The 7335-nt window shown below is 28.8% G+C and carries 9 protein-coding genes and 1 tRNA gene; 8 read left to right on the top strand and 2 right to left on the bottom strand.

Translation table 11 applies throughout. From position 1 onward, the window contains the following. Window positions 1–115: 115 nt before the first annotated feature. Window positions 116–250: a hypothetical protein gene (locus L8D11_RS05795; protein ID WP_272906016.1), complete on the top strand. Its 135-nt coding sequence runs from the start codon at window positions 116–118 to the stop codon at window positions 248–250. Here the strand turns inward: L8D11_RS05795 and L8D11_RS02520 are convergent. Both L8D11_RS02520 and xseA read right to left on the bottom strand, forming a co-directional pair. Next, on the bottom strand, window positions 247–456 hold the full coding sequence (locus L8D11_RS02520; RefSeq protein ID WP_236870105.1) for a hypothetical protein: 210 nt from the start codon (window positions 454–456) through the stop codon (window positions 247–249). The genes L8D11_RS05795 and L8D11_RS02520 overlap by 4 nt on opposite strands. 54 nt (window positions 457–510) lie before the next feature. Then, window positions 511–1944 (bottom strand): exodeoxyribonuclease VII large subunit, encoded by a 1434-nt coding sequence (gene xseA / locus L8D11_RS02515; RefSeq protein WP_236870104.1) that lies wholly within the window; start codon window positions 1942–1944, stop codon window positions 511–513. Window positions 1945–2035: 91 nt separating this feature from the next. Here xseA and L8D11_RS02510 point away from each other — a divergent pair, with 91 nt between their 5' ends. From L8D11_RS02510 to L8D11_RS02480, 7 genes are all read left to right on the top strand, one after another. Beyond that, window positions 2036–3109, top strand: coding sequence for a hypothetical protein (locus L8D11_RS02510; protein ID WP_236870103.1), 1074 nt, complete (start codon window positions 2036–2038; stop codon window positions 3107–3109). Next, window positions 3106–3738: a dephospho-CoA kinase gene (gene coaE / locus L8D11_RS02505; protein WP_236870102.1), complete on the top strand. Its 633-nt coding sequence runs from the start codon at window positions 3106–3108 to the stop codon at window positions 3736–3738. The genes L8D11_RS02510 and coaE overlap by 4 nt, the downstream gene beginning before the upstream one ends. Further along, window positions 3704–4387 carry a DNA polymerase III subunit epsilon gene (gene dnaQ, locus L8D11_RS02500; RefSeq protein ID WP_236870101.1) on the top strand — a complete coding sequence of 228 codons (684 nt, stop codon included), beginning with the start codon at window positions 3704–3706 and terminating at the stop codon, window positions 4385–4387. Before coaE ends, dnaQ begins: the two co-directional genes overlap by 35 nt. Window positions 4388–4459: 72 nt before the next feature. Continuing rightward, window positions 4460–4536 (top strand) — tRNA-Arg (locus L8D11_RS02495). 21 nt (window positions 4537–4557) lie between these two features. Continuing rightward, the gene (locus tag L8D11_RS02490; RefSeq protein ID WP_236870100.1) at window positions 4558–5793 is read left to right on the top strand and encodes a hypothetical protein; all 1236 of its coding nucleotides are present in this window, start codon (window positions 4558–4560) and stop codon (window positions 5791–5793) included. A 33-nt stretch (window positions 5794–5826) separates the two neighbouring features. Further along, on the top strand, window positions 5827–6519 hold the full coding sequence (locus L8D11_RS02485) for an amino acid ABC transporter permease (RefSeq protein ID WP_236870099.1): 693 nt from the start codon (window positions 5827–5829) through the stop codon (window positions 6517–6519). Next, a complete protein-coding gene (locus L8D11_RS02480; RefSeq protein WP_236870098.1) occupies window positions 6503–7225 on the top strand; it encodes an amino acid ABC transporter ATP-binding protein in 723 nt (240 codons plus the stop codon). The genes L8D11_RS02485 and L8D11_RS02480 overlap by 17 nt, the downstream gene beginning before the upstream one ends. Window positions 7226–7335: the final 110 nt, after the last annotated feature.

Raw genomic sequence — 7335 nt, 5'->3', positions numbered from 1 at the left:
TGTTACCAGTAAATAATATAATGTCAACTAATATTTAGCTTAGGCACTACTCAGCGACTTTAAAATTTTCTCCTCCTTTTTCCTCACCTACCTCTATACACTTCTCTCAAAGTGCATGAAGTCAGGACTCTTCTCTATACGTTCTTCTGCTTCTCTTACTAAAAATGACATTTTGCCTTCTCTTTCGTATGTACTTATCTTTTCATTCTATCATATATGTTTCTTTCTGCCTATTATGCAATGGTCTTAAGTAGTGTTTGCGTTAGCCATATTATTAGCTGTTATACTTAGTTCATCATTTAACGCTACTTGGTTAGATAATGTCGCATAAATACTATTATCCATAGCCAAAGACACCTGCATCAGTGCAAATAAATGCACAGCAAATGCAATAACGTAAATAGCTACATACTTAGCTAAAACAGGTATATTTTCTAATTTAGTTATAATAACCATCAAGCCACTTTCAAAACTTATGAAAGTCTAAAACTAAAAATAAAATTATTCAAGTTAAAAAGGTAATTTATTTTGTATTTTACGATCATTGCCTTTCTGAGGTGTGGATTTATTTTTAGAATTAACATTAGCTCTAAATTCACCAAAAGCACTACCATCACAAAATTCAATTTCAATTAACTGAGCTTTATCCAGGTCATTAAGGGACGTTATTAATTTTTTTTGCTTATTTTTTATTAATGTAAACCCCCTTTTTAAAACATTCTGATAATTATAGGATATCAGTAATTTTTTTGAAGAGTCCAGATTAGCTGAAATTTCATCTAATTTATTTTTGTATAGCTTGGTTAATTTCCACGATAAATTACTTAGCTTTTCATCACAGGAATTTGTTAAGTGCATCAAATTGGTAGAAGATATTTTTAAAGATTCAATCTTCCATTCATAATTTTTAAATAATGAGTTAACATTCATCTTTAACAAAGTCGTAAAATTCGCAAGCTTATTATCAAGTTGTTCAAAATGTGTAATTGTATTTTTAAAATTGGCTAACACCCCTTTTAATTCCGCTTTTTTAAAATTGATAAAATTTGGCAAAACATTATTCAAGGTAGCTTTCACTTTATCTAACTTTATATGGATTTCTACTTTGTCAGGTGTAATCAATTCAGCAGCAGCTGTAGGAGTTGGAGCTCTCACATCTGCAACTAAATCAATTAATGTATTATCACTTTCATGACCTATCGCAGACACAATTGGAATTTTTGAATTAAATACTGCTCTAACTAATATCTCTTCATTAAAAGGCCATAAATCTTCAATTGATCCACCTCCTCTTGCTATGATAATGACATCTGGTGGAGAAATATGACTCGGTAAATTATTTAACCCCTCTATAGCTTCAATAATATACCCTGCAGCTTCATTCCCTTGAACAACTACATCCCAAATCAACGTCTCTGTAGGAAATCTATCTTTTAATCTATGAATTATATCTTGTATCACAGCCCCCTTTAGTGATGTAATTATACCAATTTTTTGTGGAATTTTCGGTAAGGCTTTTTTATGTCTTTTGTCAAATAGACCTTCATTTTCCAATTTTTTTCGCATTTCTTCAAGTCTTGCAAGAAGAATTCCCTCACCAGCCAACCTTATATCTTTAATAATTAATTGATAATTCGATCTTCCAGGATATGTACTAATACTCCCTTCACATATTACCTCCATACCATCTTCTAATTGGATTGGTAATTTTACAGCAACATACCTCCAGCATATTGCATTTATAACTGCATTTTCATCCTTAAGTGAAAAGTAGATATGTCCAGAACTTGCAATTTTAATACTAGAGACTTCCCCTTTAACTGAAATATCCTTAAAAGAACTTTCAACATATTGCTTTATAATAAGAGATATTTCCGTTACGGTATAAGGATTCTCATCTTCACTAAAATTCTCGTTAACTATTTTGTGTTCTTGAAAAAGCATTTAATTTTTATTATTGATGAATTAATTTGTAAAATGTAATATCGTGTTATATTGATTTTATTCTGTTAAGTATATCATTGTAAAGTGGACCATGAACAAAAAAATTTTTTTCTTTATCATAGCTACAATTTATTTAGCTATGTCTGCTCATTCAGAGCAAATTGATGATAATGAAAGTGTATTTACCGTAACTGATATCAAAACATCTGAGGATGCTGGAAATTTAGAAGATTCTATGGAATTTGCTAAAAATAAGGCAATCATTGAAGGTTTTAAACACTTAGCTTTTAAAATTACTCCTCTAAAATTTAGGGATAAAATTTATCATATTCAGGAAAGAGAAATTTTAAAAACTACTAAAAAAGTTACTCCTAAAAATGAAAAGATGACTAATCATTCATACATGGCAACAATTGATATCGATTACGATCCCAGCAAAATTAAAGATATTTTAAATAAATATGGTATCAGATATAGAACAAATTACTCTGAGGATGTTTTATTTATTCCATTAATAAATGATAATAGTGTCGCTGTAAGGGAAGATTGGAGATGGAAATGGTTAAATTTGGAAGGATATTTTGGATTACTTAAGTTTAAGATATTCAATACCAGTACCACTGTTTCTTTAGAGAATAAATATACAACATTATTTCAACCATATCACTCATTTGATAGTATTCTTAGTGATTATAATGTGAAAAATTTAACTGTCGTATTCGCTGAAATGAATGATGATCAACTTGAGATAACAGCTAGAATACTTAAACCAGACGAGGATTCAATAAAATACCTTATAATTAAAAAAAATTACAGTGAAAATTATAGAAGTTTTTTTGATAGGGCAATCAATCAATTACTAGAGGATTTTGATTCTGAATTAAAGGGAGTGAAAGCTTTTGATCAAAAAATAATATTTAGCTCTAAGGTAAAAATCGACTCAAAAACACCTCAAGTTTGGGCTGCTATTAAGGAAAAATTAAGTGATATTTCTGAATTAAAAGATTATCGAGTCCTTTCTTCATCTATAGACCAAATTGAAGTAGAGCTAAATTACACGATACCTGTTCAATTCTTCAAGGAATTATTACAAAAACATGGTCTCTTCTTAGGTAAGAAAGATAATGAATGGTTTTTAACCTTATATAAGTTAGCCAATAAATGAGGCATAAATTAAATCCTAGATATGGTTCTTTAATAGGCCTAACTGGCAATATTTGTACTGGCAAAAGTTTAACACTCACAGTTTTTAAAAAAATGGGATTTCAAACAGTTTCCATGGATAAATATGTTAATGACACGATGAATACAGATAACTATTTAAAAAACAAAATTGCTGGGAGATTTCCAAATTCATTAGTAAATGGAGATATTTCAAAAAAAATACTGGGAGACATTGTTTTTCATAATAAAAATGCAATGCATGATTTGGAAAATATTTTCACGCCTTACACGAAAGAAAAAATTCAACAAATCTCAAATGAAGTACATCAAAATAAAGGTCGCTCTACTGTAGTAGAAATACCACTCTTATTTGAAAAAAAAAGAGAGAAGTATTTTGACGTAATAATTTACCTTTTTTCATCTACAAAAACTATGTTAAATAGGGCGCTAAATAGAACTAATATGACTGAAAATAAATTTTTTGCGATTCTAGATAATCAAATCTCAAAAAAAGAAGTATTTCACAAAGCTGATTATTTAATCTACAATGAGAATCGGCATTATTTATTAAAATCAATACGAACCATTATATTACATGACAGATTTAAGAGAAGTTGTTCTAGATACTGAGTCAACAGGACTAGATTATAAACAAGGAGATAGAATTATTGAGATAGGATGCATAGAACTCATTAACAAAGTTAAAACCAATAATTATTTTCATACATATGTGAACCCTGAAAGAGGAGTTAGTAAAGGAGCATATGATGTACATGGAATTTCAAGTGATTTCCTAAAGGATAAGCCTTTATTTTCCGATATTGCAAAAGATTTTTACTCATTTATTAAGGATTCTACACTGGTCATTCATAATGCAAAATTTGATATTGGCTTCATTAATAATGAATTCCAAATGGTGGGAATGCCAAAAATTACAATGAGTGGTATTATTGATACATTATTAGTCGCAAGAAAAAAATTTCCTGGCTCTCCAGCTAGTCTAGATGCTTTGTGCAAAAGATTTAATATTAGTCTAGACAAAAGAGATAAACACGGTGCTTTGATAGATTCAGAATTACTCGCAATGGTATACGTTGAGTTGACTGGTAATGAACAAACTAAATTTCAGTTTCAAATTGCAAATCATAATAACGCAAGTGCTAATTTACAGAAAAAAAATTTTCCAAATAGAAAATTTATACTATCTGAAGATGAGAAAAATGCACATAATGAGCTTATAAAAAATATTTCAAAACCCCTTTGGAATAAATATAATTAATGCTTACTAATTTTTGGGATATGATTATATACTTTGACATTAACCATTATTAGAATATAAATTAAAAAAAACGTGCCCGTAGCTCAGCCGGACAGAGCGTTAGACTACGGATCTAAAGGTCAAGGGTTCGAATCCTTTCGGGCACACCAATAATATTTGAAGGCAATACAATGAAAAAAACTATCATAAGTGTAACATTTATAATTCTACTCATTGCTACCAATTTTATTATCAGGTATATCCATATTAAAAATATAGAAGATAATATCGAGTTGATTTCTACCAAATTATCTGAGGGCGGATTAAAATTTAAATATGAAAATATAACTTATCAAGGCGTATTGTTTTGGAATCTTAGTGGTAAAATTTGGAATCCTACTTTTAACCAAGAAAAATTTGGTTTATCAGAAAAATCAAGCTTAGATCATATAGGTTTTACCAGTCTTTTAGCTGATAAAAAATTATCAATAAGTCTAGCAAATAAAATAGATACTATAATCAAGGATTCTAAAGATGAATATAATTATACATCAACCTTTGACACAGTCCCAGAGCTCAATATCGAGTTTAAAGACTATTTTATGCTCTATAATAATGAAAAATCTGAAAGCGATAAATTGACAGATTTTTTTCTAAAATATATCCAAAGTATACAATATAATTCAACTGGGCATAAGGCTAAACAAATAAATAAAGATAATTCAGAAGACTTAATTTATTCCATTGATAAAACAAATATTAATCTTCTAAATTTAAGCTCGGCTAATTCCAACAATATTGAATTTGGGTTACATGTAAGTAAAAACAAATATTTTAAAAATGATAAAGAAGATGATTTTTATAACTATTTGTCAGAAGTTGGAGATAGCAACATAAACTTAAATTCAACTATTTCTTTTAACTTTAAAGACGGTTCTGAAATAAACTTGAATAAAGATATAATTTTGAAAGATATTCAACCAGTTTATAAATTAAACATACAAGAATTTTATTTTTCTTCTGATCTCTTTAATTTTTACTTAAAAGGAGACGCTATTGTTAATAAAATTCAGCTTTTATCATATTTTGATATGGATTTAAAAATAGAAAATCTAACTGAATTAGTTGATTTTTATTTAAAATTTTATAACAAAATTGTTGTAAATTCACCTGTGACAAAAATATTAGCATTAAGAGAAATTAAGAATGAGGAAAGAGGTGCTATATTAAAAACATTTGAAAAAATCGCTATACCATCTGATAAAACATCTGATAAAAAAGAGTATAAGCTAAAAGTTGTTAATTTATCTGACAAAAAAATCAAAATTAATGATTACTTGATGGATAGTGTTTTAGAGATATATAATTCATTTCTGGTTGATGATAATGACAAAAAAGAGGTAAATTTAGATCCTAAAATTAATTGACCTAATTTCACATATTTTTCTTCATCTCACTAAATGAATATTTTGAATTTCACATTATATCAGCAATATCAAGATATTTTATATGTTTTTAAGATAGCTCAATACATTTATAAAGGTGTTTTCACTACATTACTTTATTCTGTTTTAGCAGCTGTTTTTGCTCTTATATTAGGAACTATATTGGCAATTTTTAGATATTCAAATAATAAAATTTTACTTAATTCTGTTAAAATATATGTATCAGTGGTGCGAGGAACGCCATTTCTTTTACAGTTATTTTTTATTTACTTTGCTCTTCCTGAAATATTAAAAATTAACATTCCAATATTTGTTGCAGGTATTTTAGCACTTTCTTTAAATTCGGCTGCATATGTTGCAGAAATTATAAGAGGAGGCATTGAGTCTGTTGACAAAGGACAATTTGAAGCAGCGAGGTCACTATCTGTACCATACCTAGAAATGATGCTTAATATCATTATACCTCAAGCTCTAAGAAGTATTTTACCATCCCTAATCAATGAAGTAATAAATTTAATTAAGGAATCTGCAGTAATTGGTATAATAGGAGTAGCTGATTTAATGAGAAGAGCACAAATTATCGCTGCAGAAAAGTATGATTTTATTACTCCTTTATGTATTGCTGCCGTATTTTACTATATAATCATTTGCATTATCGCACATATTGGAACAACTGTTGAAAAAAAATTGAATGATAAAAGTAATTAATATTACAAAAAATTATAGAGATACTGAAGTAGTAAAAAATGTTTCTTTTGATTTTAAAATAGGGCACGTATATTCAATAATCGGCTCTTCAGGAAGCGGAAAATCTACTTTTTTAAAATGCATTGCAGGATTGGAAGAGTTGGATAATGGTAATATAGAATATGGAAACATTACCCAACAAAACATTGGTTTTATTTTTCAGCATTTCAATCTTTTTGCTAACATGACAGTGCTTGAAAACATAACTTACGCCCCACAAAAAGTACTAAAAATTAAGAAGCATGATGCCATTGGTGATGCTAGACGACTTTTAAAAAAAGTTAATCTTGATTCATCAATTGAAAATCAATATCCAGCAAACATTTCAGGCGGACAAAAACAAAGGGTAGCTATTGCAAGAACCTTGTGCATGAAGCCTAAAATTATACTGTACGATGAACCAACCTCAGCTTTAGATCCAGAAAACACTGCAGAAGTTTTGAGTGTAATAAAAAATCTCTCTAAATCAGAAAATTTACTCAGTATTATTGTCACACATCATATGAAATTTGCTCAAAATATTTCTGATGAAATCCTTTTCTTTGATAAAGGTAGAATAGTGGAAAAAAATTTAGCAAAGGATTTTTTTGCAAAGCCTAAAAGCGCAAGATTAAAAGAATTTTTATCAAAAGTTAGAAAAATAGATGAAAATGTGCGCCGTGCATGATGTAAGAGTAGAGGGTTCAAGTCCCTCATGGGCTGATATAGAGCTGTCCATTAGCTGAGGCAAGGTTAACTTCGTGAGGAGTTGGCGGAAGGAAGCTGACGGCAAAGTAA

The sequence above is a fragment of the Candidatus Bandiella numerosa genome, assembly GCF_021811875.1.
Lineage (GTDB): Bacteria > Pseudomonadota > Alphaproteobacteria > Rickettsiales > Midichloriaceae > Aquirickettsia > Aquirickettsia numerosa_A.
Note: the sequence above shows the minus strand (reverse complement) of the source record. Positions and strands in the feature narration are given on the sequence as shown.

What these genes read in the sequence shown, in the direction of transcription:
- L8D11_RS05795 (WP_272906016.1), top strand. Translation starts at nt 116, where the DNA reads ATGAAGTCAGGACTCTTCTCTATACGTTCTTCTGCTTCTCTTACTAAA.
- L8D11_RS02520 (WP_236870105.1), bottom strand. Translation starts at nt 456, where the DNA reads ATGGTTATTATAACTAAATTAGAAAATATACCTGTTTTAGCTAAGTAT.
- xseA (WP_236870104.1), bottom strand. Translation starts at nt 1,944, where the DNA reads ATGCTTTTTCAAGAACACAAAATAGTTAACGAGAATTTTAGTGAAGAT.
- L8D11_RS02510 (WP_236870103.1), top strand. Translation starts at nt 2,036, where the DNA reads ATGAACAAAAAAATTTTTTTCTTTATCATAGCTACAATTTATTTAGCT.
- coaE (WP_236870102.1), top strand. Translation starts at nt 3,106, where the DNA reads ATGAGGCATAAATTAAATCCTAGATATGGTTCTTTAATAGGCCTAACT.
- dnaQ (WP_236870101.1), top strand. Translation starts at nt 3,704, where the DNA reads ATGACAGATTTAAGAGAAGTTGTTCTAGATACTGAGTCAACAGGACTA.
- L8D11_RS02490 (WP_236870100.1), top strand. Translation starts at nt 4,558, where the DNA reads ATGAAAAAAACTATCATAAGTGTAACATTTATAATTCTACTCATTGCT.
- L8D11_RS02485 (WP_236870099.1), top strand. Translation starts at nt 5,827, where the DNA reads ATGAATATTTTGAATTTCACATTATATCAGCAATATCAAGATATTTTA.
- L8D11_RS02480 (WP_236870098.1), top strand. Translation starts at nt 6,503, where the DNA reads ATGATAAAAGTAATTAATATTACAAAAAATTATAGAGATACTGAAGTA.